Here is a 24773-nt window from a genome sequence, read left to right on the forward strand (position 1 = left end):
GGCGGGCTCTCAGCCGCGCAGCTGCGCGGCCAGCGGGCAGTCGAACGGGTCGCGGGCGCGGATGCCGACGTTGTTGAGGTAGTCGACCACGATGGCGTAGGACTGGAAGAGCCCGACCTCCATGTAGTCGACGCCGATCTTCTCGCAGTGCGCCTTGACGAACGGCTGCGCCTTGCGCAGGTTGCACCGTGGCATGTTCGGGAACAGGTGGTGCTCGATCTGGTAGTTCAGCCCGCCCATCGCCCAGTCGACGACGGGGTTGCCCCGCACGTTGCGCGACACCATCACCTGGCGGCGCAGGAAGTCGAGCTTCATCTCGGGCGGGATGATCGGCATGCCCTTGTGCGCCGGCGCGAACGAGGCGCCGAGGCAGAAGCCGAACACCGCCATCTGCACGGCGAAGAACGCGGCCGCCTTGCCGATCGGCAGGAACGCCAGCAGCACCGCGACGTACGCGGCCAATCGCACCACCACGAGCCACAGCTCGGTGCGGCGCCACGGCTGGTTGGAGGTCTTGTCGCGCGCGGCGCGGATGCTCTCGGCGTGCAGGTTGAGGCCCTCGAGCGTCAGCAGTGGGAAGAACAGCCACCCCTGACGCTTGACGAACCAGCCCGCGAACCCGGTCGTGCGCTGCGCGACGATGCCCGGGGTGAAGGCGATGGCGCCTGGACCGATGTCGGGGTCGTAGCCCTCGAGGTTGGGACCCTTGTGGTGCATGTTGTGCTTGGCGCGCCACCACGCGAAGCTCAGCCCGGCGAAGCCGCCCGCCAGGATGCGCGCGGTCCACGAGTTCCACGACGCCGACGCGAACATCTGGCGGTGGGCCGCGTCGTGGCCGAGGAAGCCGAACTGCGTCACGATGACGCCCAAGGCCGCAGCGAGGATCAGCTGGAACCAGGAGTTGCCCAGCCAGAAGAAGCCAGCCCAGATCGCGAAGAACGCACCGACGTGCACCGCGATCTGCCACCAGTAGTAACCGTGCTTGCGCTCGAGAAGACCCTCGTCCTTCACCGTCCGCATGAGATCGGTGAAGTGGCTGACGTAGACGTCAGGTCGCGTCGCTCGTTCGGTGGTCGCGGAGTCCGCTTGAGTCGTCATCGGCCGCCCCTCTCGGGCTGGTCGCTCGAAGGACCGGAACGGCCGCGGCGAGACGTGCCCTTCGAGTGTGACACGACCGAGACCTCCGCGGGCGGCCGAAGACCGTGAACTTCGTGAGAAGGTCGCGCCTACTCCAGGACGAGCAGGAGGTCGCCGCCCTCGGCGTTCTGCGGGCCGGCGATGGCGAGGCGGGCGACGGTCCCGGCCATCGGCGCGGTGACGGCAGCCTCCATCTTCATCGCCTCGATCGTCGCGACGGGCTGGCCCGCCGCGACGACGTCTCCCTCGGCCACCAGGGCGTGGACGAAGCCCGCGAACGGGACCGCGACGTGGCGCGGATCGCGGGCATCGGCCTTCTGGAGCACACCGGCACGGTACCGCGTGGCGTACCGGCGTCCGCCTCACAACGGCTTGAGGCCGGTGATCTTCCAGGTGCTGCCCTTCTTCTCGGCGGTGACCGCGAGCTGCGCGGCCGAGACGCTGGACTCCTGGTCGGCGGCCCGCTGGCTCGACTGGTCGAGGAAGACCAGCAGCGTGGCCTTGTCGCCGCGCAGCTCCTTGACGCCGATCGCCTGGACCTGCGCCGTGAGCTTCAGCTGCTGCCCCGGCGCACGTTGCTGCAGCGAGGCGAACAGCGTGTCGTACTCCGTGCGAGCCTTGCCCGCGAGCACGTCGTCGGCGGCGGCCTCGGTCGTGGCCGGGTCCTGGTAGTCGTACGTCAGGACGCGTCCGAGCGCCTGCGAGACGCTCGTCTGCACCTGGGCGGTGACCTTGCTGTCGATGATCGCGCCGTTGTCGGACGGATCGTCGGACCGCAGGTCGAACCAGGTCCACCATCCGACGAGCCCCACCGCCAGCAGGATCGTGGCCAGCGCCAGCGGCACGGCACGGCGGACGATCGCCGTGCGGCGGGACGCCGTAGGAGTCGATGTCGATGTCGATGTCGTCATGAGAGGCTCACCGCCACCTGCTGCAGCGACTCGAGCTTCCAGCGCCCGCCGACCTTGACCAGGTCGGCCGAGAAGCGGTTGCGCTTGACGGTCGGCTCGCTGTTGGGCTTCGCGGCGTCGCGCACCGTCACCTCGACCGCGGCGATCACGGTGGCCGAGCCGTCGTCGACATCGATCACCGCCGCATCGACCACCCGCCCCGTGGAGATCTTCTTCTGCTCGGCCAGCAGCGTGCGGTCGTCGGCGCTGACACCGGCGAGCTGGTCGCGCAACGTGCCCGTCGTGACCTGCGACCACGCCTTCACTCCCTTGTCGACCGACCGGTAGTCGAGCGTGTTCATCGTCTCGATGGCCTGACGGGCCTCGATCAGCACCGTGTCGCGGGTCTGCGCGGCGGCCCGGTCGGGGTCGTGGTCGGCCTGCCACCACATGAAGGCTCCCGAGGCGGCCACGAGCGCCGCCACGAGCAGCAGCACCCATGGCCCCCGGCTGCGGGCCGTCGTCGTCGGTTCCGTGTCGGACGGCACCTGCGGTTCGTCGCTCTCGGCCGTCTCGACCGGCGCTTCCACCTGGCTCGTCATCGTGCTCCCCCCATGAGATCGCTCAGCGAGTCGGCCACCCCGACCTTGGTCGGTGCCGCGCCGGCGCGCCCATTGTCGCCCACCGACGTGTCACCCACGGGCGCCGTCGATCCCGGCTTCTTGGGCACGCTGCCCGGCCCGCGGACGTTGGTGCCCGACGACGGCGACGCCGTGCAGCCGGCCTTGGTGTTGAACGGGCTGCCGCCACTGGTCTCGAGGCCGGGCCGCACCGAGGTGCCTCCGTAGCCGCTGGTGCACGGCAGCGGGTCGAAGTATGACTGCGCCAGGCCCAGGTTGAGGCCTTGGGACCCGTTGACGGCCCACCCGATGCTGAACGCCGTCGGGATCGTGATGAGGGCGTCCTCGACGCCGCCAGCGTTGGTGCCGAAGATCTGTGCCGTCGAGACGAGGTTGCCCATCAGCATGCCCAGCGGGGTGCCGACCTGCGTGAAGAGCTTGTCGATCTCGCGTGCCGCGGCGGGCGTGCTCTCGATGAGGGCTCGCAGGTCGCCGTCGGAGCTCTTGAGCGTCGAGGCGATGGTCTTCAGGTCCTGGCTGAACCCGCGGATGCTGCCGGCCGCAGCCTCCTGCGTGGCCAGCACCCGGCTGGAGTTCTGGATCAGCTGCGACGTCACCAGGAAGTTCGTGTCGGCGGCCTTGATGAACGTCTGCGAGGTGTCGAGGAGCCGTGACAGGTTCTGCCCCGCGCCCTGCGTCGCGTCGTACGACTCGTCGATGACGGTCTTCAACGAGTCGGTGTCGACCGATCCTGCGAAGTCGCGGGCACTGCGCAGGACGTCCTCGACCGGCGGCGGCGATGAGTCGCCGCCCGCGGTCAGCCGGTCGCCGTCGGCGAGCTTCGGACCGCCCTTCGAGTCGCTGCGCAGGTCGATGTACTGCTCGCCGATCGCCGATCGGTCGGCGACCTTGACGGACACGTCGGCCGGGATGTCGGCCGCACCGCCGTCGATGCGCAGCACCGCCTCGGCGCCCTCCGGGGTCGCGGTGAGCGACGCGATGCGACCCACCGGCACGCCGCGGTAGGTGACCTCGCCGTTCTCGAACGAGCCGGCGGCGTCGGGCAGGTCGACCGTCACCGAGTAGCTCGACCGGGTGAAGTCGATGCCGACGTAGCGTGCGCCGAGATAGGCGGTCGCGAGCAGCGCCACCACCACGAACACCATGAGCTTGGCCTTGATACCGGTCGTCAGCATCACTCACCACCATCCTTCGGTGTCGGGGTGGAGGTCGGGGTCGAGCCCGGCTCCTCACGGGTGGGAGTCGGGGACGCCGATGGCGAGGCGGACGGCGACGGCTGGGTGGGCGTCGGCTTGGGCGTCGACGGCGAGCCCGTGGGCGCCGACGTCGACGGCACCGGGACGGTCGGCGTCGGGAGCCCCGGGATGGCCGAGTCGGTCGGCGGCAGGAACGACGGCGACGGCGCCTTGGCGGACGGCAGCCGGCGGCTCTGCCCTGTGGGAGCCGAGCCGTTCGGGTTCTCGACCTGGGGCCACGAGCAGCCGATGGCGTCGCAACCGCTGGGCAGGGTGCGGAAGTTGGTCTCGATGAAGACGTTGAGGTAGTCGCCCTTGATGGCCCCCATCACGGAGTCGGGGAACGGGTACGTCAACAGGATCTGCAGCGAGTCCGGCAGGTCCTGACCCGACTTCGCGAGCTGCTGGAGGATCGGCTCGAGTGCCTTGAGATCGGCCACGATGTCGTCCTGCGCCGCGTCGAGGGTGTCGACCGTGACCGAGGACAGCCGGTCGAGCGACCGCAGCATCGACACCAGCTGCTTGCGCTGGTCGACCAGCACCTGCATGCCGGGGCTGAGCCCGTCGAGGGCCGAGGCAATCTTGGTCTTGTCGGCGTCGAGCGTCGTCGACAGCCGGGCGAGCCCGTCGAGCGCCGCCGTGATCGACTCCTTGCGGTCGTCGAGGCTGGAGACGAAGGTCTCGATCTGCCGCAACGACTTCTTGACGTCGCTGGTGCGTCCGGCCGAGACCTTCTGCAGCTCGCGCGAGATCTCCTGGAACTGCCCGATGCCGCCTCCGTTGAGCACCATCGACAGCGATCCGAGCACCTGCTCGACCTGGGCGGCCTGCGACGTGTCGGCGAGGCCGAGCCGGGCGCCCGACTCGATGCGGGGGCCGGCGACCGGCGTCTCGGGACGCACGAGGCCGACGTACTTCTCGCCGAGCAGCGACGTCTGCTGCAGGCGGGCCGTGGTGCCGGCCGGAAGATCGGCCGAGCGGTTCACGACGAGCTCGACGCGCGCGCTGCGGCCGTCCTTGTTCAGCGTGATCTTCTGGACCCGGCCCACCGACACGTTGTCGACCTTGACGCTCGACTGGGGCACGAGGTCGAGGACGTCCTCGAAGTCGGCGGTGATGCGCATCGGCTTGGAGCCGACGTCGGCGCCGCCGGGCAGCGGCGTCTCGTAGACGCCTCCGGACAGCAACCCGCACCCGCTGAGCGCGAGCGCCGCGGCCGACACGACGGCGTACGCCGCGACGCGCCTCATCGGTCGCTCCCCGCGCCCGGCAGCAGCAGCGGCGGAGCCGACTCCGACGACTTCTTCGACAGGCCGTTGTCGGCCCAGATCGAGGTCTCGTTGAGGTTGGCGCGTCCGTCGATCGTGTTGTTCTGCGCGTTGTACGAGCGCAGGAAGTTCTGCAGCACGACCGGCACCAGGCGCACCGACTCCTCCAGCGAGTCCTTCTGCTTGACCAGCACCTGCGTGGGGCCCAGCAGGTTGTCGACGCTGGTCTTGATGTTGGTGCGGTTGTCGGCGATGAAGTCGTCGACGATCGCCAGCGCGTCGCCGAGGTTCGTGATCGCGTCGGCAAGGTCCTCGCGGTCGTCGGCGAGGTAGTCGGTGACCGCGGCGAACTGCCGGTTGACGTCGGCGACGCTCTGGTCGTTGGCGACGAGCATGTCGTTGAACTCCTTGAAGTTCGCGATCGTGGCGAACAGGTCGTCGCTGGACGAGGCGAGCGTGCCGGTGGCGCGGCCGAACTCGTCGATCGTGCGGTTGATGCCCTCGCCGTTGCCGTCGAGGTTGCGCGCGGCGACATCGAGCAGGTCGGACAGCGCCCCCTTGCGGTTGGCTCCGTCTGGCCCGAGCTGGGTCGAGACGTCGGTGAGGCTCTTGTAGAGGTCGTCGATCTCGACCGGCACGGCGGTGCGGTCACGCGGGATCTCGGCCCCGTCCTTGAGCCTGGCACCGCCGGTGTCGGGCTTGGTCAGCTGCACGAAGCGGTCGCTGACGAGGGTGGGGGCGACGATCACCGCGGCCGTGTCGGCCTCGACGTGCTGACCGCGCTCGAGCTCCATCGAGACCCGGACGACGGGCCCCTCGGGCTGCACCTCGGTGACCTTGCCGACCTTGACGCCCAGCACCTGCACCTCCGAGCCCGGGTACAGGCCGACCGTCGACTCGAACAGCGCGTCGACCTTGGTGGCACCGCCCGTGGACGAGCGCCAGGCCAGGATGGCCGCGACCACCAGCAGCGCCACCACGGCGGCTCCGAGCGTCCTGCGTGTCGAGATCATCGTCCGCCTCCCTTGGCCGGTGCACAGTTCCTGGCGACGTCGTTCTCGAGCAACGGCTTCTTGTCGTCGCCGAACAGTCCGCAGACGTACGAGTCGACCCAGGTGCCGTTGCCGAGCGCCGACGAGAGCACCCGGTAGTAGGGTCCGAGCCGCTTGAGCGCGGCGTCGAGGTTGTCCTGGTTGTCCTGGAGGATGCGCGAGACGTCGTCGAGCTTGGCCAGGGCCGGCTTGAGCGCCTTCTCGTTGTCCTTGACCAGCCCCTGCAGCTGGACGCCGAGACGCGCCGTGCCGTCGAGCATCTTGGAGACCGTGTCGCGTCGCTGCTCGAGCTCGTCGAGCAGCGAGCTGCCGTCGGTGATGATCTTGGCGAACTCGGCGTTGCGGTCCTTCAGCGTGCCGCTGACCTTGCTCGCCGCGGCGAACAGCTGCGTCAACTCGTCGTCGCGGCTGGAGATGGTGCGCGACAGGTCGGTCAGCCCCGTCACCATCGTGCGCACCGAGTCGGGGGTGTTGCGGAACGCGTCGCTCAGCGCGGTGAAGCTGGCCTCGAGCTGATCGGTGTCGATCGTCTCGATCGAGTCCGACAGGTCGGAGAACGCCTCGTTGACGTCGTACGGCGTGGTGGTGCGGGCCAGCGGGATGGGACCGTCGAGCTGCCGGGAGCCCAGCGGGTCGACGGCCAGGAACTTCTGGCCGAGCATCGTCTTGACCTTGACCGAGGCGGTCGTCTGGTTGCCGAGCTCGTCGACCTTGGCGCGGAACTTCACGGTGACGACGGCGCCGTCGAGCGAGATGTCGGTGACCTTGCCGACCTTGACGCCCGCGACGCGCACCTCGTTGCCCTCCTTGAGCCCGCCGGCCTCGGCGAACTGCGCCGAGTAGACCTTGCCGCCGCCGATGAAGGGCAACGAGGCGGCGTTGAACGTCAGCAGGCACAGCACGGCCATGGCGGTCATGCCGATCAGCGCGATCGCGATCTTGTTGCGCTCGGCGAAGGCGGTGGGGAACGTCTTGGTCATCAGCGGCACCTCTGCGCTATGGGCTGGGCGCCCAGGTCTCCGTAGTAGCCCTCGGGCCGGGGGATCTTGCCCTCGATCGAGCAGGCGTAGAAGTTGATCCACGATCCGTACGACCCCGTGCGGCCGATGCGGTCGAGCTTCGTGGGCAGCTGCTCGAAGAACGAGTCGAGCTGCGGCTCGGCCTTCGAGAGGTTGCCGGCCAGCCCGTCGAGCGCCGTGATCGAGCCCTTGAGCGGCTCGCGTCCGTCGTCGAGCAGATCGGCGACGGACGTCGTCAGGTCGCCGAGCCCGTCGAGCGTGCTGCCGATCGTCTTGCGGTCGGCGGCCAACCCGCTGACCAGCTGCTGGAGCGTCACGATCGTCGTGTCGAGCTGGCTCGACCGGTCGTTGACGACCTGCAGCACCGAGCTGAGGCTCGTGATGAGCTTGCCGATGACCTCGTCCTTGGCGGCGAGGGTCGACGTCAGGCTCGCGGTGCTCGACAGCAGTCCGTCGACCGTCGCGTCCTCGCCCTGGAAGACCGCCACGATCTGGCCGCTCAGGTTGTTGACGTCCTCGGGCGACAGCAGCTGCAGCAGCGGCTGGAACCCGTTGAACAGCATCGTCAGGTCGAGCGCCGGCTTGGTGTGGTCGGTGTCGAAGGTGTAGCCCGGGCGCAGGGCCGGCGCAGAACCGGTCGGCGGCTCGAGCGAGATGTAGCGCTGTCCGATCAGGTTGCGGAAGCGCAGCTCGGCGATCGTCCCGTCGACCAGCGGCGCGGTGCGCGAGGCCGTGAACGTGACCCGGGCGAGCCGCTTCTTGGTGACGGCGACGTCGGTGACCGTGCCGACCTTGACGCCCGACATGCGCACGTCGTCGCCCTTGTTGAGGCTCGTGGCGTCGGTGAAGACGGCGTGGAACTGACGCGTGGAGCCGCCCGTGTCGTTGCGGATCGTGGCCGCCAGCGCGACGGTGGCCAGCACCGTCACGAGGATGAACGTGATGCTCTTGATCAGCAGCTTGGTCATTTCAGCACCACCTGAGTGCCGCGGAGCGACGGTCCGAGCAGCAGGCTGCTCCATGAGGGGTAGTCGTCGGGGGCGAGCCCCTGCGACGGGGCGACGATCTCGGCCACGAGCTGGTTCTCGGCCGGCGAGTTGGCCTGGCCGAGCCCGTCACCCGTGCCGATGCGCTCGGGCAGGTTGCTGCGCGGGGGCGCGATCGTCTCGGGCTCGTCGCTCGCGGCGGACGTCGCGGCGCCGGCGTCGGCGTCGGTGCTCTTGACCGGCGTGGTGCCGACGCGACCCGTGACGTACGGGCAGCGCGCGGTCTTGCCCGATGCGAACTTCACGGCGTCCTTGCCGGCGAGGTACTTGCCCCGGCTCGGCACGACGTTGAGCCGCACGTGCAGGCCCGGCTCGTCGGTGCCCTTGCCGAGCACCTTGTCCATCGCGGGGATGAACTCGCGCGCCGACTTGAACAGGCACGGGAACTGCTTGGCGTACGGCGCGACCGCCTCGAGGGCGTCGCGACTCTCGTCGGCCAGCACCTCGATCGTCTGCTGGTTGTCGCCGACGAAGCCGCGCGTGGCGTCGGCCGAGCCGATGACCGTGGCGTAGACGTCCTTGAGCGTCGTCTGCTGGTCGACCAGCGTGCGCGACGTCGTGGTCAGCGTGTCGAGGGCGTCGAGCAGATCGGGCGCCGCGTCGCTGTAGACGTCCGCCACCCGGCCGAGCGAGGCCAGGTCGTCGGTCATCTGCGGCACGAGCGGGTTGAGCTTCTCGACGTAGTCGCCGAAGGTCGTGAGCGTGTCGCCGATCTGCTCGCCCCGGCCGCGCAACGTCGTCGACAGCTCGCCCAGCGTCGCCGACAGCTTCTCGGGCTGGATCGAGTTGAGGACGGGCAGCAGCTGGTCGAAGACCTGCTCGAGCTCGACCGACTCGTCGCTGGTGTCCTGCACGATCGTGTCGCCCGACGACAGGCCCGTCTCGGGAGCCGACGCCGGGGTGACCAGCGAGACGTACCGCTCGCCGAACAGCGTCTTGGGGAGCAGCCGGGCCGTGGTGTCGCGCGGCAGCTTCTTGGACGTGTCGGGGTCGAGTGCCAGCCTGATGACGGCGCCGTCCTTGTCGGACGACACCTGGGCGACGGTGCCGACGGGCACGCCGTTGAGCTTGACGTCCGACCCCTTCTGCAGCGCGTTGCCGACCGGGCCGGTGCGCAGGTCGACGTCGGTGCTCGACACGAAGGTGCGGTTGTAGGTCAGCAGCGCCACCGCGACGAGACCCACGGCGAGCGCCAGGTAGCCCACGCCGAGGACGGCGTCGACGAGGCGTCGGCTCATCCGGCGATCCTGACGGTCGTCGTGGTGCCCCACAGCGCCATCGACAGCAGCAGGTCGAGCACCGCGACGGTCACGATGCTGCGACGGACGGCCGTGCCCACCGCGATGCCCACGCCCGCGGGACCGCCCGACGCCTTGAAGCCCAGCCGGCAGTGGATCAGGATGATCAGCACCGAGAAGATCAGCACCTTGATGAACGACAGCAGGATGTCGATCGGCGGCAGGAACAGGTTGAAGTAGTGGTCGTACGTGCCCGGCGACTGCCCGTAGAGGAAGATCGTGACGAAGCGCGCCCCGGCGTACGACGTCAGCAGGCCGATGACGTACAGCGGGATGATCGCGATGAAGCCGGCGATGACGCGGGTGGTCACGAGGTACGGGACGCTCGGCACGGCCATGACGGTGAGCGCGTCGACCTCCTCGTTGATGCGCATCGCGCCGAGCTGGGCGGTGAACCCCGAGCCGACCGTGGCCGACAGCGCCAGCGCCGCCACCAGCGGGGCGATCTCGCGGGTGTTGAAGTACGCCGAGATGAAGCCGTTGAGAGTCGCGGTGCCGATCTGGTCGAGGGCCGCGTAGCCCTGCATGCCGACGACGCTGCCGACGAACAGCGTCATGCCGAGCATGACGCCGATCGTGCCGCCGATGACGGCCAGCGCACCGGAGCCGAAGCTGACCTCCGAGAGCAGGCGCAGGACGTCCTTGGGGTACCGCCGCAGCGTCGCGGGGATCCAGGCCAGCACGCGTCCGTGGAAGCGGATGTCCTCGCCCATGCCGGCCAGCGAGTCGATGGGCTTGTCGTACCAGTGAGGGTCGCGGGGTGCGATGTCGGTCATGTCAGGCTCCCTTGCCCGGCACCAGCTGGAGGTACAGCGTGGTGATCACGAAGTTGACGAAGAACAGCATCAGGAACGTCACGACGACCGACTGGTTGACCGAGTCGCCGACGCCCTTCGGGCCGGGGGCCGTGTTGAGCCCACGGTGGCAGGCCACGACACCGGCGATGAAGCCGAAGATGACGGCCTTGAACTCGCCGACGTAGAGGTCCTGGATCTGCGCGAGGGCCGTGAAGCTGGCCAGGTAGGCACCGGGCGTGCCGCCCTGCACGATGACGTTGAAGAAGTAGCCGCCCAGCACGCCCACGACCGAGACCAGGCCGTTGAGCAGCACCGCGGCGCCGATGCAGGCCAGCACGCGTGGCACGACCAGCCGCTGCACGGGCGAGACGCCCATGACCCGCATCGCGTCGATCTCGTCGCGGATGCGCCGGGAGCCGAGGTCGGCGCAGATCGCGGCACCACCGGCTCCGGCGATGACAAGGGTCGTGACGATCGGTGCCGCCTGCTGGATGACCGCCAGCACGCTGGCCGCGCCGGTGAACGACTGCGCGCCCACCTGCACCGTGAGCGTGCCGAGCTGCAGCGCGATGACGGCGCCGAACGGGATCGCGACGAGGATCGCGGGGATCCACGAGACGCTGACGACGAACCAGAACTGCTCGAGCACCTCGCGGGCCGCGAACGGACGCCGGACGGACGCCCGTGCGGTGTCGAGGCCGAGGGCGAAGACGTCGCCGACGATGGTCAGGCCTCGAGCGAGCATTCCCAGGAGCGGTACGCCCGCCACTCGCTCCTTGTCGTCGTCATCGGCGACGTAGAGCCGCGCGCCGCCCGAGGCGACCCGCTCGCGGTGCCGCTGCTGCCCGGCTCGAACCGCCCCCGAGCGCGGTTCGAGCTGGCGAGGCAGCACCTCGATGGCACGCGCTCCGGCGTGCCGGGACATGACCGCCGTGCCGCTGGGGCCGGCGGAGTAGTCGACGGGGGCGTCGAACAGCTCGCTGCTGCGGTGATCGGTCTCCTCGCTCATGCCGATCGGTCCGTCCGGGTCGCCGCTCATGAACTGCGAGACGACGGGGTGGTCGGTGAGCAGGAACTCCTCGCGCGGACCGAACATCACGAGCTCGCGGCGGTAGAGCATGCCCAGGTTGTCGGGCATCGTGCGGGCGAGCTCGATGTTGTGGGTGACCACCAGCATCGTCGCGTCCGTGGCGGTGTTGACCTCGACCAGCAGCTGGGCGAGGTTGGAGGTGCGGACGGGGTCGAGGCCCGAGTCGGGCTCGTCGATCAGGATGATCTCGGGGTCGGTCACGAGCGAGCGGGCCAGGCCGGCACGCTTCTTCATGCCGCCGGAGATCTCGCCCGGCACCTTGTGGTGCTGGCCGACGAGGCCGACCATCTCGAGCTTCTCCATGACGATCTCGCGGATCTCGGTCTCGTTCTTGCGGGTGTGCTCGCGCAGCGGGAAGGCGACGTTGTCGTAGACGTTCATCGAGCCGAACAGCGCGCCGTCCTGGAACAGGACGCCGAACTTCTTGCGCATCTCGAGGCGGTGCGACTCCTTGGCCGCGACCATGTCCTCGCCGTCGATCAGGATCGTGCCCGCCTCGGGCTCGACGATGCCCATGATCGACTTCAGGAACACCGACTTGCCGGTGCCCGACGGACCCAGCAGGGCCGTGATCTCGCCGGGCGGGAACGTCAGCGAGACGTCGCGCCAGATGTTCTGACGTCCGTAGCTCTTGGTCAGTCCGCTGACCTCGACACTTCCACCCATGATGTCCCTCGCGTTCGCTGGTTCGGCTCGCGGCACCGCCCGTCCCCTGGCGGGGGTGCCTCCGCAGAACCTAGGTGTGTTGCGCGTCACGACGCCACCCCTTGGCCCGGATCGAGCGCGATCGAGCGCAATCTTCTCGGTTTCTTGTCATGCGCCTGACAAGTTCTCGCTCTCTCGGCCCGGGGCGCTTCCGCCGCTACTCATGAGTCGCAATACTGTGGTCGTCCACAGAGCCTCCTCTGCCCCTCCGGTCGTGTCCGGGGCTGTCCCTACCGTCGGATTGAGAAGTCGCACGCCGTGCGATGAAGGGATCCCATGACTGCACACTCGACCTCGCGCCCCTCGTGGCAGCGCGACACCTGCCCGCCCTGGTGCGTCGTCGAGCACGCCGAGGGCGATCCGGTCGACGACCGGTATCACGACAGCATCACGATGCACGTCCCGGCGACGCTCGGGCCCGGCCCGAGCCATGCCGACAGCACCGACCTGGTGCTGGTGATGTCACGCCGCTGCGGCGAGCTCGACGACTGGGTGCTGGTCGGCGAGCCCGAGCGCGACGGCCAGCACCTCTACCTGACGCGCGACAGCGCGGCCCGCGTCACCGGCGCACTCACGGCGCTGCTCACCCAGTCCGGCTGACGCTCCTCCTGCTACTCATCAGTGTGTAGACCGATGAGTAGCACGTCCGTCACAGTGGCTCGTGTGACGTCCGAGCTGCAGAAGATCGTGGGCCGGCGACTCCGCGAGCAGCGCGAGTCGCTCGGGCTCAGCCAGGAGGCCATGGCCGAGCGCCTGGGCTACCACCGCACCTTCCTGGGGTCGGTCGAGCGCGGCGAGCGCAACCTGACCCTCGCGTCGGTCGAGCAGCTCGCCGCGAGCCTCGGCGTGCCGGCGCTCGACCTGCTGCGCGACTGACCCGGCGGCTCCTCGCGCAGGCGGAAGTTGTCACCCACGTCACAACTTCGGCGCCCCAAGACCACCGACGGCGGCCATCGTCTGGACGCAGCCTGCCTGCGCGCCTTGACTGTGGTCAGCCGGGAGGGAGCACCGGGCTGTAGGGAGGCATGTCGTGACGTCGCTGAACCACGAGCACGTCCGCGCGGCCGCCGGCCACGAGGCCCGGCCGGGCCCTGAGCACCTGGTGCTGCCCAGCCCCGTGCCCGGTCTGACGCCGCAGCTCGTGCGCACCTACCGCCCCCGCAAGGACGCCTTGGTGCGGCGGATCGCCGATCGCGTCTGCCACGAGGTGGCCGGCTTCGCCGACCCGGGCCTCGCGGGCCTGGTCAGCCGCGCCATCGGGGCCGCGGTCGACCTGTTCGTCGACGCACTGGCCGGTGCCCCCGCGCGCGGACACACCGTGTCGGACTACTACTGGTGGCTCGGTCGGGCCGAGGCCCAGTCCGGTCACGACCTCGATGCGATGCGCGCGGCCCACCACGTCGCGACCCAGGAGGTGTGGTCCGAGCTCGACACGCTGGTCGTCGATCTCGGGCTGTCGCCCACGGCCCACCACCGCCTCGCTCACGCCGTCATGCAGTACCAGAAGTCGCTGCAGGACCGAGCCGCTGCCGGCTTCGTCGAGGCACAGAAGGGTCCCGACCCTCAGGCACCCCTGCTGGACGCGCTGCTCGGCGGCGCGCCCCTGGCCCGGCTCCGGCAGCTGGCCGGCAGCCGGTGGCCGATCCCCGGGCGGGTCGCCGTGGCGACGACCGAGTCGACCCACGCCGCGCTGGAGTGCGCGACCGCCATCCGCGGAGCGGTCAGCGGCGTGCGCCACGACCGCTTGGTCGTGGTCGCCGACGCGGCCGTCATCGACGAGATCGCCGTCGAGCTGGCGAGACACACGCTCTCCCCCGTGGCCGTCAGCTGGGGCGTCGAGCCCACCGAGGCGTCGCATGCCTGGCGCTGGACGACCCGCGCGCTGCGCCTCGCCCGTCGTCACGAGATCGAGGTGCCGGCGTCGCGCGTCGTGCGATGTCACGACTACCGCACCGAGCTGCTGCGCCACGCCGACCCGGTGCTGGGCCGGCAGCTGATGATCGACGTCCTCGCTCCCCTGCTGGCCGAGACGCCCGCGCAGCGCGAGGCCCTCAGCCAGACCATGCTGCTGTGGCTGCAGACCCGCGGCAGCGCCCCGGCCCTGGCGGCTCAGCTCGGGGTGCACGACCAGACGGTGCGCAACCGCCTGCGCCGCATCCGCGCGATGTTCGGCGATACGCTCGACCAGCCCGAGCACGCCCTCGAGCTCATGCAGGCCCTGCACGTGCTGCGCGACCACCTGCGGCGCTGACAGATCAGCTCCGGTTCCCCCTTACGGGTTGGCGATGGCGACCGCCGGTCCCGTGTTGGTCCAGCTGCCGCCCACCGCGATGGTGTCGCCCTCCAACCAGTCGAGCGTCAGGCACATCGTCTGGGGATGCCCCGGTGTGGGCCCGGGGATGTCGTTGATGGTCAAGCCGCTGGCGCCGGAGACCGGCGTGAAGCTCTGCGTGGCGGTGTCGAAGGAGCCGCTGATCGATCCCGACACGGTGAGATCGCAGTTGGCCATGCCCACGGCGATCTGGACACCACTGATACGAGCTGGGTAGCTCGTGCCCGTGGGGTCTCCCACGACGTCCAGCGACCAGCTGCCGCTCGTGGTCGTCGTCATCCATCCCATGACCGGATTGCTGCAGCCGGTGATCGACACCCCGGACAGGGCGCTCGCCGCCGATCCGTATGCGCGTGACGCGCCTGAGCCCACCACCGACCCGCCCATGCCGAACTGCGCACAGGACCACGTCTGCCCCGCCTCGATGTCGGTCAGGCCGATAGCGACCAACCCCGACGTCTTGGCAAGGTTGATCGTCGTGCCGGTCGGCCTGTAGGTCGTCGATGCCTGTGCGTCGACCGCCGTCACCGCCAGCATCGCGCACGACGCGGCCATCGCCGCGGTCGCTCTCCTGGGCATCTTCACGATGGTGCTCTCCTCAGTCTGGCGGGTCCTGCGCGTCGCTGCGCGACGACACGATGGTGACGACCATCTGACTACTCATCCCCCGCGGGCAACGGGGGGCGCTCAGGAAGGTCCGGCCCAGGCAACGGGCACGACGGTGGCTCCGGCGTGCAGATGGTGCCCAGCTGGTCCAGGTCCACACCCGGATAGTGCTGGAAGAGGGGGCTCTGCCGAACGGTGACGGGGTTGTTGGGACCCGACGCCATGGCGGTGACCAGCGGGCTCAAGTCGTCACTGCCATTTCCGCAGCCTTCGAACGGCGGAATGGTGATGCCTGTCGTCGCGGGAATCTGCCAGCCGCTCAGGTCTCCGTACAACGGCGAAGACGGCAGCGGGCCAAGCGACGCTGGGCCGAGACCGTCGTAAGCCCCCAACGTGCCGCCACCGGCCGGGGTGTAGACCGACGTGTTGCGAAGCTGTATGTCGGCCGACCGGACAGTGCGGCACGCGGAACCGATGTCGACAGGGACGCCGTCCACGGTCAAGTTGCTGAGAGCGACGTCGATCTGTCCCACGACGACCGTATCGGCATGCTGCGGCGCCTCCGGGTCGCACCCGTTGCTCTTGGTGTCCCAGACGTACGCTTCGAACGGCTTGACCTTGCCGTCGACTCGTGAGGCGCGCAACGTGAGGGTCGCAACGGCGGGAATGGATCCGAAAGCCACCATCCTCACTGGTAGCTCGGCCAGCAGGCCGACGTCCGCGCCCCCGTCCTTCAGCTGGGTGGCTGGGTACATCCTGGCCTTGAAGAAGGCCGCCGAGTGACGCGTGGCCGGATCGTCGGTGGCGCACTCAGGTTGGTGGAACGGGTCCGGGACACACGGGCGGTTGCGGATGCACTGAGCCACGTACGAGGTCGGGTCGGCAGCCGGCGTGTTGAACAGGTTGTTGTAGAGCACTCCGAACGCCGGGTGGCCGTCACCGCCGATGTTGATGAACATCTTTGATCCACGGACTGTGGCTACCTGCGCCAGCGAGACAGCACCTTCGGTGAGGCTGATCGACTGCGCTGCTGGCAGATCGTCCTGACCGGGGACCGGATCGCCCGGTGCACTGCTGCTCGGCGCGATCAGCAGCAGGGACAACGCTGCAGCCAACAACGAGGCGGCAACGGCGCGGCGCCTGTGCGGGCCGACGGGCCGACGGCGGACATACATCATGATCTAGGACCTCCGAGAGAACTGAGTGAAGACTGATGGCGCCGTTGCGCCGTGACTCGACGCGGTCATGGGTTGGCGACACCGACGGCCGGACCCGTGTTGGTCCACGATCCCCCGACGGCGATGGTGTCGGTCACCTGGAAGTCGAGGGTCGCACAGAGGGTCTGTGGCCGGCTGGGAGTCGGGGCGGGGATGTTGGTGAGCGTCAGACCCGAGGCCCCCGAAACGGGGGTGAATCGCTGAGTGGCGGTGTCGAACGTGCCGTTGACCACGCCACCGATCGAGAACGTGCACTGGGGCATGGTCACCGTCAACAAGACGTTGGTCAGACGACTGGGCGCGACTGTTCCCACCGTGTCGCCCACGACCGTCATGCCCCAGCTACCCGACGCGGTGACCGTGAAGGCCGACCACCAGTTCGTGCAGCCACCGGTCGTCGTCGATGGCAGCGCGAGTCCGTTCGCCCCGTAGGAGCGGCTCGTGCCAGAGCTGACGACCGAGCCAGCCATGCTGAACGTCGAGCAGGGGAACATCTGGTTCGCTTCGATCTCAGTCAAGGTGATGTTGCTCAGACCGGCGGTCTTGGCGAAGGTGACCGTCGACCCGGTCGGCGTGTAGGCGGTCGCTGCCTGAGCCGCCACCGTCGCGCTGCCGATGATTGCGGTCGCGGCGATCAAACCAGCAACCAGCTTTCTGCGGAGCTTCATGTGTTTCTCCTCTTCAGGCGACGCGGATCGAGACAAGGGCTGTGTCGAGGTGCCGGTATCGAGCAAGCAGTGAGTGAGCGATATGCCACTCAACGCCCAAGGCCGGTGGTGTCGATCGCACGAGGCGACCGACACCACCGGCACAGGCTCAGCCGGCGACCGGCATCACGGAGTCGTGACGGCCAGCGCACCACCGCTGTTGGTCCACGAGCCGCTGACCGAGATGGTGTCGCCCACCACCAGGTCGAGCGTGGTGCACATGGTCTGCGGCGCCGACGGGGTGCCCGCCGGGATGTTGGTGATGGTCAGGCCGGAAGCACCCGTGTTGGGGGTGAACCTCTGGTTCGACGTGTCGAACTTGCCGTTGACCACGCCGCCGATCGAGAAGTTGCAGTTGGCCGCGCTCAGGTTCGCAGCAACGCTCGTGAGACGGGCGGGAACGACCGTCCCAACCTTGTCACCCGTGACCGTCACGCCCCAGGTGCCGGTCGGGGTGACCGTGGTGGCGCCCGCGAGCGGGTTGGTGCATCCGCTGGACGTGATCGTCGGGAGGGTGGCGCCGGCCGCGCCGTAGGCCCGACTCGTGCCGGAGCTGATGACCGCGGTCGAGCTGGCATTGGCCAGCGAGAAGGTCGAGCAGGACAGTGTCTGTCCTGCCTCGATGTCGGTGAAGCTGACAGCCGTGAGACCCGTGGTCTTGACGAAGTTGAGCGACGTGCCGGTCGGCGTGTAGGTGGTGGCCGCCTGGGCTGCCACGGCCGTGCCACCGATGACCGCTGCCGCGAGGGCGGCGCTGGCGAACATTCCCTTGTTGAACTTCTTCATGAGTTGCTCCTCTGTGAGTGATGGTGATGAAGGGTGGAGAAGGACGTGCGGGTCAGTTGCCGGGCTGAGGGTTGCTCAGGGTGAGGCTGACCGAGTTGTTGCTGCCGGGCACCAGCGAGTTGATCGGAATGGACCCGAACCAGGGGAAGAACCCCGGGATGTCGAGGAAGTTGAGCGCGGCGCATCCGGTGAACTGGCCGATCGTGAAGTTGCCGGTGGCCGGGCCGCCTGCGTTGATCGTGAAGAAGCCGGTCGGCGGCGTGGTGTCGCTGAGCGGGCTGCCGACGTTGATCGTGACCGGGTCCTTGGTGTGGCACCTGCTGCCCACCGCCAGCGGGAACCATGCGCCGATCTTCACCTCGACGTCGCTGAGCCTGATGTCGTACTTGACCTTCGACTTCAGGTCGAGCGCCTGCCGCGGGGCGGGGAGCTTCGTCAGCGTGCCGGTGATCGGGCCGACCTGCGTCATCGTGACCTTCGCGCGGGCGGGGATGCCGAGGATGCTGAAGTTGAGCACCTTGGGCGGGATCACCATCGAGCCGTCGATGATCGGCGTCGGGAGCGCGGCGGCGGTGTCGATCGTGACCTTGATGGTGGTCGGGCCGAGCTCGAGGTCGGAGTTGATCTGCGCGCCGATGTGCGCCGAGCCGGCCACGTCGTAGATGACCGTCAGGTGGTTCGGGTCGGGATCGGCGGCCTGGGCGGGCGATCCGGCCGACACGGCCACGGCGACGAGAGCGGCAGCGAGGCCTCCGATCGTGGTCCGCCGCCGACGCGACGCGTTGAGTGTGTTCATGGGACTCCCCTGCGGTTCGAGCTGACGCGACCCGACCCGGGTGGTGACGTGGGACACAATCGCGATGACGTCGCCATTGAGTCCTACCGAGCGACGGACGGGCAACCGTTGAGGCCGAGAAACCTGAAAGAGGCCCAAAAATTGTCATGCGGGTGATAACCCAGCACCGGTCGGCATCGTTGACAGCCGATTCCGTCGGTCACTCGACGGTCGACTGGGACCGAGCACCCGACGACGTGCCGTTGACCGAGGTCGATCGTGGCTCTGCCGCCGTGAGTCGGAAAAGTTGTCACGCGCATGACAATCCATGCCTGTCGCGACCGGTATACGTCCCGATTCGATGGTGTTCGCCGAGCGCGCGTGTCACGGTAGCCACACTCGCCGGCGGCCGGGGTCTCCCTCCACCCGATCCCGACCGTCGGCGATCCTCCTGTCGTCCGCGACCCCTTCCCCCCGACCCAAGGACAGGTACGATGCGCTCACACATCACCAGCCTTGAGGGGGGCGCATGGGGGATGAGGGAGCGTGGCTCCGGTCACTCGTCGGCGACGTGACCGACCGGACTCCACCGGGCCGGCCGATGTCGGTGCAGGATCATGCGCGAGCGCTCCGGCCCCTGGTCGCGGCGTTCGCCACCGACGTGGCCGACCGCATCCAGACCGACGTCCCGGCCTACGCCGGTGAGCCCGACGGCCGCCGCCGCGACGTCATCGCCCACGCCGTCGAGCAGGCCACGCACCGGTTCCTCGACACCCTCGACGGTCTGCCGCACCGCGACCGGGGCGTCGACGAGATGTTCCAGGCCATGGGCCGGGCCGAGGCATCCGACTCCGGCGACCTCGCCGCGATGCGCGCCGCCCTGCGACTGGCGGCCACCGTCACGTGGGACAACCTGCGCCGGGCCAATCCCGAGCAACCCCTGACCGACGAGACGCGGGGTCAGCTGGCCGACGGCCTCTTCGGCTACATCGACCACCTGGTCGAGCAGGCCGAGAAGGGCTTCGCTGCGGGGCGCCGGGCCATCCAGAACGACCGTGGGCAGGCGCGGGCCCGCCTCGCCGACAAGCTGCTCACGGGTCGCCATCGCGGCCCGCTCGACGCCGTCGATCCGCAGGTCTGGGCGCCACCCGAGTGGGTCGTGGTCGTCGTCTCCGAGCCCGACGAGCAGCGCAGCATCGACGTCGCGACGCTGGCGCTCGACCACCTCGTGGTGCGCCACGACCAGCGGGTCGCGGTCATCGCCGACGCCAAGCAGACCCTCGCCGTCACGGCCGCGTTCGAGGCCGCTGGCACGCGGGCCGCCGTGAGCTGGCCGGTCGGCCCGAAGCTCGTCCCGTCCGCGTACCGGTGGGCGCGCCGGGCGCTCGACCTCGTGCGCCGCGGCGTCATCCCCGAGCAGCCGCTGATCGAGTGCCGCGACCACCGCACCCAGATCTGGCTGCACTCCGAGCCGGCCCTGAGGCAGCGGATGTGCCAGGACATGCTCAAGCCCCTGCTGGCCGAGACCCCCAACTCGCGCGAGATCCTCTCGCAGACGCTCCTCGTGTGGCTCGAGACCCGCGACAGCGCTCCGGCCATCGCGGCCCACCTGGGCGTGCACGCGCAGACCGTGCGCTACCGCTGGAAGCGCATCAACGAGCTGTTCGGCGACGACCTGCACGACCCCGAGTTCATCGTGCAGATCACGATGCTGCTCAAGGCCAGCGTGCCGCTGTGGCAGGCCGGCGACCAGAGCGACTTCGAGCGGTTCCGCGAGGAGGAGAGCGCCTGATGGAGCGTTCGACCCGGCCGTCGCCGTGGTGGCTGGTCGGGCCCGACCTGCTGGTCGGCCTGACCGTCGTCGTGTCGACCGCGTGGGCCGTCGCCTCGCTGGTCGACGGGCGCTCGGCGCTCGAGGCCGTGCCCGCCGCGTCCACGGTCGTGCTCACGATCGCCGCTGCCATCGTCCGCTCGCGCAGCGGGCTGCCGTCGCGCACCCCCGTGCTGCCGCCGTGGTTCGTGCCCGTCGTGCTGCTGGGCGCGGCCGCAGCAGCGGTCTGGTGGGGCGTGGTCGACCACCCCGCAGACGGCGCCGGGGTGGGGGTGGCCGCTCTCGTCGCCTCCGGGCCGGCCGCGGCGATGCTGGCGGTGCCGCTGGCGTTTCGCACCGGAGCGTCCCGGGCCGCGCGCTCGGGCGTGCAGGTGACCGAGCTCGCCGTCCTCGAGGCCACGACGGTCGTCGACACCCTCGTGCTGGCCAAGGACGGAACCGTCACCACCGGCGACCTCACCGTCATCTCGGTCGACCCCGTCGAGCCCGATCACGACCGCAACCTGCGGTGGTTCGCCGGCGCCCTCGCCAAGGCCTCCGACCAGCGCGTCGACCGGGCCGTCGCGACCCTGTCGGCGCGCGGACGGCTCACCGACGTCGAGGTCGTCGACGGGCTCGGGGTGAGCGGATCGGTCGACCGGCATCCGGTGCGCGTCGGCTCGCCGCACTGGATCGGCTTCGAGGCCGAGCCGACGATCTGGACGACAGTGGGTGTCGAGGTCGACGGTCGCCGGCTCGGCAGCATCACGGTCGCCGACGACGTCCGGCCCGACCTCGTCCGCGACGTCGGACGCCTGCGCGCGCTGGGTCTCGAGCTCGTGCTGGTCTCGGCCGACAGCGAGGCGCGCACGCATCACGTGGCCCAGCTGGCCGGCATCGAGACGGTCCACGTCACCGACGACGCCGCCGCGGTCGTGCGCGAGCTCACGCACGCCGGCCGCCGGGTGGCGACGGCCGGCCTGACGCCCGGTCACGACGAGGCGCTGGCCCTGACCACTTCCGCCGGCGACCGCCCGGCCATCGTCGTCGACGACTGCTCCCCCGCTCGCATCGCCGACGCGCTCTCGCTGGGGCGCGGCACGGTCGGGCGCATCCGCCGCGCACGCACGGTCACCGCGGCCCTGGGGATCGCGGGCCTCGCGGTGGCAGCCACGGGCCTGGGCGGACCCGTGGCCGCCGCCGTCGTGGGCGTCTGCGTCGTCGTCGCGTCAGCGCTGGTGGGCACCAGCGCCTGAGCCGCAAGACCGCCTACGACAGGGCGAACGTCCCGCCGAGCGCTGCTGCGTCGCCGTTCTTGACCTGTCCGAGACAACCGACCACGTTGGACGTCACGAGATCGGACTCCGGGCTGGCGACCGTGACCGTCTTGTCGTCGACGTTCAACGTCGCCCGCGCCGAGCCCCTGACCTCGAGCTTGCACGCAGGAGACGTCAACGTCACCACGATGTCGCCGACGGCGACGCTTCCGGACCCGCCGACCAGGCCCGATCGAGCCTCGACCGACCACACCCCCACCTGCTTCAGTGGAAGACTTCCGCCGGGTCCGGTGCACCCGTTCCAGGTGGATGAGCTCACTCGTCCCAGCACCATGCCGGTAGGCGTCTTGGCGCCCGGGTCGAGCGCATAGTCAAGCTTGACCGACGTGCAACCGAACGTGTGCCGGCCAGCGGACAGCCGCACCGCTCCAGAGGTGGTGGTCGTACCCGTGACGTCGAGCCCGTCTCCGTCGGCGACGGAGACGCTCGCAAGCACCGCCGTCGCCCCGATCACGGCTGCGATGCCTGCTCGTCGATGCCGACGGGTCGGTCTACGGATCGCTCTCGGCATGCTGCCGCCCCCTCGCTCGTAGCGTCGTCTCCCTCGGAAACTAACGCGACCTAGCGACCCGCGGACAGGGGCCCTGAGAGAATCCGTGAGAACTTGTCATGCTCGTGACAAGTTCTCAGACGTCGGCGGATCGTGCGTCCCGTCGCGGCCCGCGACGTCAGACCAGCAGCTCGGCGATCTGGATCGTGTTGAGCGCGGCACCCTTGCGCAGGTTGTCGCCGCTGACGAACAGCACCAGGCCGCGGTTGCCCTCGACCGACTGGTCCTGGCGGATGCGTCCGACGAGGCTCGGGTCGGTGCCGGCGGCCTGCAACGGCGTGGGCACGTCGACGAGGCGCACACCGGCGGCCGTGCCGAGGATCTCGGTGGCGCGCTGCGGCGTGATCTCGGACGAGAACTCGGCGTTGATCGACAGCGAGTGCCCCGTGAACACCGGCACGCGCACGCACGTGCCCGCGACCCGCAGGTCGGGGATGTGCAGGATCTTGCGGCTCTCGTTGCGCAGCTTCTGCTCCTCGTCGGTCTCGAACGAGCCGTCGTCGACGACCGAGCCGGCCATCGGGAGCACGTTGAACGCGATCGAGTCGACGTAGACCTGCGGAGCCGGGAACTCGAGGGCCGAGCCGTCATAGGCCAGCTCGTCGGCCTTCTCGACGACGGCCTGTGCCTGGCCGTGCAGCTCGCGGACGCCGGCGATGCCGGAGCCCGAGACCGCCTGGTAGCTGCTCACCACGAGGCGGACGAGGCCGGCCTCGTCGTGCAGCGGCTTGAGCACCGGCATCGCGGCCATCGTGGTGCAGTTGGGGTTGGCGATGATGCGGCGGTGCGCGAGCGCGATGTCCTCGGGGTTGACCTCGCTGACGATCAGCGGGATCTCGGGGTCCTTGCGGAACGCCGACGAGTTGTCGATGACCATCGCGCCGGCCTCGGCGAACCGAGGCACCTGGGCGCGCGACGTCGTGGCGCCGGCCGAGAACAGGGCGATGTCGATGCCCGAGAGGTCAGCGGTGTCGGCGTCTTCGATGACGACGTCCTCGCCGCGGAACGGCAACGTCTTGCCCGCCGATCGCGGCGATGCGAAGAAGCGCACCCGGTCGGCCGGGAAGCTCCGCTCCTCGAGGATGCTGCGCATGGCGACGCCGACCTGGCCGGTGGCGCCGACGACGGCAAGGGTCGTGGACCGAGTCATCGTCCGGTACCTCCGTAGACGACCGCCTCGACCTCGTCGGTGCCGAGGTCGAAGGCGGTGTGGGCGGCGTTGACGGCGGCGTCGACCTGGCTCTCGGTGACGACCACCGAGATGCGGATCTCGGACGTCGAGATCATCTCGATGTTGATGCCCGCATCGGCCAGCGCGCGGAAGAACCTGGCCGTGATGCCGGGCTCGGAGCGCATGCCGGCGCCCACGATCGAGACCTTGCCGACGCTGTCGTCGTACTGCAGCCGCTCGTATCCGACCTCGTCCTTGAGCCGTGCCAGGGCGGTCATGGCGGTCTGGCCGTCGGCGCGCGGCAGCGTGAACGAGATGTCGGTCAGGTTGGTCGCGGCGGCCGAGACGTTCTGCACGACCATGTCGATGTTGATCTGGGCATCGGCGAGCGCCTGCAGGATGGCGGCGGCGAAGCCCACCTTGTCGGGCACGCCGACCACGGTGATCTTGGACTCGCTGCGGTCGTGCGCGACGCCGGAGATGATCGCTTGTTCCATGGGCTGGCCTTCCAGGGTGACGTCTTCGCTTCGCACGACCCACGTGCCGACCTTGTCGGAGAAGGACGAGCGGACGTGGATGGGCATGTCGTTGCGGCGGGCGTACTCGACGCACCGCAGGTGCAGGATCTTGGCGCCGTTGGCGGCCATCTCGAGCATCTCCTCGTACGAGATGCGTGGGACCTGGCGGGCGTTCGGCACGATGCGCGGATCGGCGGTGAAGATGCCGTCGACGTCGGTGTAGATCTCGCAGACGTCGGCGCCCAGCGCTGCGGCCAGGGCGACGGCGGTGGTGTCGGATCCGCCGCGACCGAGCGTCGTGATGTCCTTCGTGGTCTGCGAGACGCCCTGGAAGCCGGCGACGATCGCGATGGCGCCCTCGGCGAGCGCCGTCTCGATGCGGCCCGGCGTGACGTCGATGATCTTGGCGCGACCGTGCTCGGAGTCGGTGATGACACCGGCCTGCGAGCCCGTGAACGAGCGCGCCTCCTGGCCGAGGTTGCCGATCGCCATCGCCAGCACCGCCATGCTGATGCGCTCGCCGGCGGTCAGCAGCATGTCGAGCTCGCGGGCGGGCGGCAGCGGCGAGACCTGGTTGGCCAGGTCGATGAGGTCATCGGTGGTGTCGCCCATGGCCGAGACCACGACGACGACGTCGTGACCGGCCTTCTTGGTCGCGACGACTCGCTGGGCGACCCTCTTGACGCTGGTGGCGTCGGCTACCGAGGAGCCGCCGTACTTCTGGACGACAATGCCCACGGTTAGTTCCTACCTGTGGAGACGTACGGACGCGCGACGCTGCGCGAC

The 24773-nt window shown here is 69.5% G+C and carries 25 protein-coding genes; 5 read left to right on the forward strand and 20 right to left on the reverse strand.

The annotated features are described in order from the left end of the window. Positions 1-9: 9 nt before the first annotated feature. From DX116_RS04100 to DX116_RS20530, 12 genes are all read right to left on the reverse strand, one after another. Complete coding sequence (locus DX116_RS04100; protein WP_119702903.1) at positions 10-1098, reverse strand: fatty acid desaturase family protein; 1089 nt, start codon at positions 1096-1098, stop codon at positions 10-12. A gap of 128 nt (positions 1099-1226) precedes the next feature. After that, on the reverse strand, positions 1227-1463 hold the full coding sequence (locus tag DX116_RS04105) for a biotin/lipoyl-containing protein (RefSeq protein WP_119702904.1): 237 nt from the start codon (positions 1461-1463) through the stop codon (positions 1227-1229). Positions 1464-1499: 36 nt separating this feature from the next. Beyond that, positions 1500-2048, reverse strand: coding sequence for a hypothetical protein (locus tag DX116_RS04110; protein WP_147393566.1), 549 nt, complete (start codon positions 2046-2048; stop codon positions 1500-1502). Then, positions 2045-2629 carry a nuclear transport factor 2 family protein gene (locus tag DX116_RS04115; protein WP_147393567.1) on the reverse strand — a complete coding sequence of 195 codons (585 nt, stop codon included), beginning with the start codon at positions 2627-2629 and terminating at the stop codon, positions 2045-2047. Before DX116_RS04115 ends, DX116_RS04110 begins: the two co-directional genes overlap by 4 nt. Beyond that, positions 2626-3843, reverse strand: coding sequence for an MlaD family protein (locus DX116_RS04120; RefSeq protein WP_119702907.1), 1218 nt, complete (start codon positions 3841-3843; stop codon positions 2626-2628). Before DX116_RS04120 ends, DX116_RS04115 begins: the two co-directional genes overlap by 4 nt. Beyond that, positions 3843-5153 (reverse strand): MCE family protein, encoded by a 1311-nt coding sequence (locus tag DX116_RS04125; RefSeq protein WP_119702908.1) that lies wholly within the window; start codon positions 5151-5153, stop codon positions 3843-3845. The genes DX116_RS04120 and DX116_RS04125 overlap by 1 nt, the downstream gene beginning before the upstream one ends. Then, the gene (locus DX116_RS04130) at positions 5150-6184 is read right to left on the reverse strand and encodes an MCE family protein (RefSeq protein WP_119702909.1); all 1035 of its coding nucleotides are present in this window, start codon (positions 6182-6184) and stop codon (positions 5150-5152) included. The genes DX116_RS04125 and DX116_RS04130 overlap by 4 nt, the downstream gene beginning before the upstream one ends. After that, positions 6181-7203: an MCE family protein gene (locus tag DX116_RS04135; protein WP_119702910.1), complete on the reverse strand. Its 1023-nt coding sequence runs from the start codon at positions 7201-7203 to the stop codon at positions 6181-6183. Before DX116_RS04135 ends, DX116_RS04130 begins: the two co-directional genes overlap by 4 nt. Beyond that, positions 7203-8210: an MCE family protein gene (locus tag DX116_RS04140; protein ID WP_119702911.1), complete on the reverse strand. Its 1008-nt coding sequence runs from the start codon at positions 8208-8210 to the stop codon at positions 7203-7205. The genes DX116_RS04135 and DX116_RS04140 overlap by 1 nt, the downstream gene beginning before the upstream one ends. Beyond that, positions 8207-9526: an MCE family protein gene (locus DX116_RS04145; protein ID WP_147393568.1), complete on the reverse strand. Its 1320-nt coding sequence runs from the start codon at positions 9524-9526 to the stop codon at positions 8207-8209. The genes DX116_RS04140 and DX116_RS04145 overlap by 4 nt, the downstream gene beginning before the upstream one ends. Next, positions 9523-10362 carry an MlaE family ABC transporter permease gene (locus DX116_RS04150; RefSeq protein WP_119702913.1) on the reverse strand — a complete coding sequence of 280 codons (840 nt, stop codon included), beginning with the start codon at positions 10360-10362 and terminating at the stop codon, positions 9523-9525. The genes DX116_RS04145 and DX116_RS04150 overlap by 4 nt, the downstream gene beginning before the upstream one ends. A gap of 1 nt (position 10363) precedes the next feature. Further along, the gene (locus DX116_RS20530) at positions 10364-12139 is read right to left on the reverse strand and encodes an ABC transporter permease (protein ID WP_119702914.1); all 1776 of its coding nucleotides are present in this window, start codon (positions 12137-12139) and stop codon (positions 10364-10366) included. Positions 12140-12454: 315 nt separating this feature from the next. On the opposite strand from DX116_RS20530, the gene DX116_RS04160 reads away from it, so the two are divergent. The 3 genes from DX116_RS04160 (at position 12455) to DX116_RS04170 (ending at position 14429) form a co-directional block, all read left to right on the forward strand. Beyond that, complete coding sequence (locus DX116_RS04160) at positions 12455-12778, forward strand: DUF6907 domain-containing protein (protein WP_119702915.1); 324 nt, start codon at positions 12455-12457, stop codon at positions 12776-12778. A gap of 63 nt (positions 12779-12841) precedes the next feature. Next, a complete protein-coding gene (locus DX116_RS04165) occupies positions 12842-13054 on the forward strand; it encodes a helix-turn-helix domain-containing protein (protein WP_233556559.1) in 213 nt (70 codons plus the stop codon). Between the two features lie 154 nt (positions 13055-13208). Next, on the forward strand, positions 13209-14429 hold the full coding sequence (locus DX116_RS04170) for a helix-turn-helix domain-containing protein (RefSeq protein ID WP_119702917.1): 1221 nt from the start codon (positions 13209-13211) through the stop codon (positions 14427-14429). Between the two features lie 21 nt (positions 14430-14450). Here the strand turns inward: DX116_RS04170 and DX116_RS04175 are convergent, their stop codons facing one another. The 5 genes from DX116_RS04175 to DX116_RS04195 form a co-directional block, all read right to left on the reverse strand. Beyond that, positions 14451-15089, reverse strand: a complete 639-nt coding sequence (locus tag DX116_RS04175; protein ID WP_147393569.1) for a hypothetical protein — start codon at positions 15087-15089, stop codon at positions 14451-14453. A gap of 77 nt (positions 15090-15166) precedes the next feature. Then, entirely contained in the window at positions 15167-16219 is a 1053-nt protein-coding gene (locus DX116_RS04180) for a hypothetical protein (protein ID WP_147393570.1), read from the reverse strand. A gap of 140 nt (positions 16220-16359) precedes the next feature. Further along, positions 16360-17001, reverse strand: coding sequence for a hypothetical protein (locus DX116_RS04185; protein ID WP_147393571.1), 642 nt, complete (start codon positions 16999-17001; stop codon positions 16360-16362). 165 nt (positions 17002-17166) lie between these two features. Then, positions 17167-17826, reverse strand: coding sequence for a hypothetical protein (locus DX116_RS04190; protein WP_119702921.1), 660 nt, complete (start codon positions 17824-17826; stop codon positions 17167-17169). A gap of 52 nt (positions 17827-17878) precedes the next feature. Beyond that, positions 17879-18622, reverse strand: a complete 744-nt coding sequence (locus tag DX116_RS04195; RefSeq protein WP_119702922.1) for a hypothetical protein — start codon at positions 18620-18622, stop codon at positions 17879-17881. A gap of 508 nt (positions 18623-19130) precedes the next feature. On the opposite strand from DX116_RS04195, the gene DX116_RS04200 reads away from it, so the two are divergent. Together DX116_RS04200 and DX116_RS04205 are read left to right on the forward strand one after the other, a co-directional pair. Further along, positions 19131-20393 carry a helix-turn-helix domain-containing protein gene (locus DX116_RS04200; protein ID WP_119702923.1) on the forward strand — a complete coding sequence of 421 codons (1263 nt, stop codon included), beginning with the start codon at positions 19131-19133 and terminating at the stop codon, positions 20391-20393. Continuing rightward, entirely contained in the window at positions 20393-21667 is a 1275-nt protein-coding gene (locus DX116_RS04205) for an HAD family hydrolase (RefSeq protein WP_119702924.1), read from the forward strand. The genes DX116_RS04200 and DX116_RS04205 overlap by 1 nt, the downstream gene beginning before the upstream one ends. Before the next feature lie 13 nt (positions 21668-21680). Here DX116_RS04205 and DX116_RS04210 read toward each other — a convergent pair whose 3' ends face one another. The 3 genes from DX116_RS04210 to DX116_RS04220 all read right to left on the reverse strand — a co-directional run bounded on the left by DX116_RS04210 (position 21681) and on the right by DX116_RS04220 (position 24725). Beyond that, positions 21681-22202 carry a hypothetical protein gene (locus DX116_RS04210; protein WP_119702925.1) on the reverse strand — a complete coding sequence of 174 codons (522 nt, stop codon included), beginning with the start codon at positions 22200-22202 and terminating at the stop codon, positions 21681-21683. A 214-nt stretch (positions 22203-22416) separates the two neighbouring features. Further along, positions 22417-23448: an aspartate-semialdehyde dehydrogenase gene (locus tag DX116_RS04215; protein ID WP_119702926.1), complete on the reverse strand. Its 1032-nt coding sequence runs from the start codon at positions 23446-23448 to the stop codon at positions 22417-22419. Continuing rightward, positions 23445-24725, reverse strand: a complete 1281-nt coding sequence (locus DX116_RS04220; protein ID WP_119702927.1) for an aspartate kinase — start codon at positions 24723-24725, stop codon at positions 23445-23447. The genes DX116_RS04215 and DX116_RS04220 overlap by 4 nt, the downstream gene beginning before the upstream one ends. Positions 24726-24773: the final 48 nt, after the last annotated feature.

It is taken from the genome of Aeromicrobium endophyticum (genome assembly GCF_003586285.1).
In the GTDB taxonomy this organism is placed as follows: Bacteria; Actinomycetota; Actinomycetes; order Propionibacteriales; family Nocardioidaceae; genus Aeromicrobium; species Aeromicrobium endophyticum.

Excerpts from the sequence above, each read along its gene's own strand:
- DX116_RS04100 (WP_119702903.1), bottom strand. The coding sequence starts at position 1,098 with ATGACGACTCAAGCGGACTCCGCGACCACCGAACGAGCGACGCGACCT.
- DX116_RS04110 (WP_147393566.1), bottom strand. The coding sequence starts at position 2,048 with ATGACGACATCGACATCGACATCGACTCCTACGGCGTCCCGCCGCACG.
- DX116_RS04115 (WP_147393567.1), bottom strand. The coding sequence starts at position 2,629 with ATGACGAGCCAGGTGGAAGCGCCGGTCGAGACGGCCGAGAGCGACGAA.
- DX116_RS04120 (WP_119702907.1), bottom strand. The coding sequence starts at position 3,843 with ATGCTGACGACCGGTATCAAGGCCAAGCTCATGGTGTTCGTGGTGGTG.
- DX116_RS04125 (WP_119702908.1), bottom strand. The coding sequence starts at position 5,153 with ATGAGGCGCGTCGCGGCGTACGCCGTCGTGTCGGCCGCGGCGCTCGCG.
- DX116_RS04130 (WP_119702909.1), bottom strand. The coding sequence starts at position 6,184 with ATGATCTCGACACGCAGGACGCTCGGAGCCGCCGTGGTGGCGCTGCTG.
- DX116_RS04135 (WP_119702910.1), bottom strand. The coding sequence starts at position 7,203 with ATGACCAAGACGTTCCCCACCGCCTTCGCCGAGCGCAACAAGATCGCG.
- DX116_RS04140 (WP_119702911.1), bottom strand. The coding sequence starts at position 8,210 with ATGACCAAGCTGCTGATCAAGAGCATCACGTTCATCCTCGTGACGGTG.
- DX116_RS04145 (WP_147393568.1), bottom strand. The coding sequence starts at position 9,526 with ATGAGCCGACGCCTCGTCGACGCCGTCCTCGGCGTGGGCTACCTGGCG.
- DX116_RS04150 (WP_119702913.1), bottom strand. The coding sequence starts at position 10,362 with ATGACCGACATCGCACCCCGCGACCCTCACTGGTACGACAAGCCCATC.
- DX116_RS20530 (WP_119702914.1), bottom strand. The coding sequence starts at position 12,139 with ATGGGTGGAAGTGTCGAGGTCAGCGGACTGACCAAGAGCTACGGACGT.
- DX116_RS04160 (WP_119702915.1), top strand. The coding sequence starts at position 12,455 with ATGACTGCACACTCGACCTCGCGCCCCTCGTGGCAGCGCGACACCTGC.
- DX116_RS04175 (WP_147393569.1), bottom strand. The coding sequence starts at position 15,089 with ATGCCCAGGAGAGCGACCGCGGCGATGGCCGCGTCGTGCGCGATGCTG.
- DX116_RS04185 (WP_147393571.1), bottom strand. The coding sequence starts at position 17,001 with ATGAAGCTCCGCAGAAAGCTGGTTGCTGGTTTGATCGCCGCGACCGCA.
- DX116_RS04190 (WP_119702921.1), bottom strand. The coding sequence starts at position 17,826 with ATGAAGAAGTTCAACAAGGGAATGTTCGCCAGCGCCGCCCTCGCGGCA.
- DX116_RS04195 (WP_119702922.1), bottom strand. The coding sequence starts at position 18,622 with ATGAACACACTCAACGCGTCGCGTCGGCGGCGGACCACGATCGGAGGC.
- DX116_RS04200 (WP_119702923.1), top strand. The coding sequence starts at position 19,131 with ATGGGGGATGAGGGAGCGTGGCTCCGGTCACTCGTCGGCGACGTGACC.
- DX116_RS04205 (WP_119702924.1), top strand. The coding sequence starts at position 20,393 with ATGGAGCGTTCGACCCGGCCGTCGCCGTGGTGGCTGGTCGGGCCCGAC.
- DX116_RS04215 (WP_119702926.1), bottom strand. The coding sequence starts at position 23,448 with ATGACTCGGTCCACGACCCTTGCCGTCGTCGGCGCCACCGGCCAGGTC.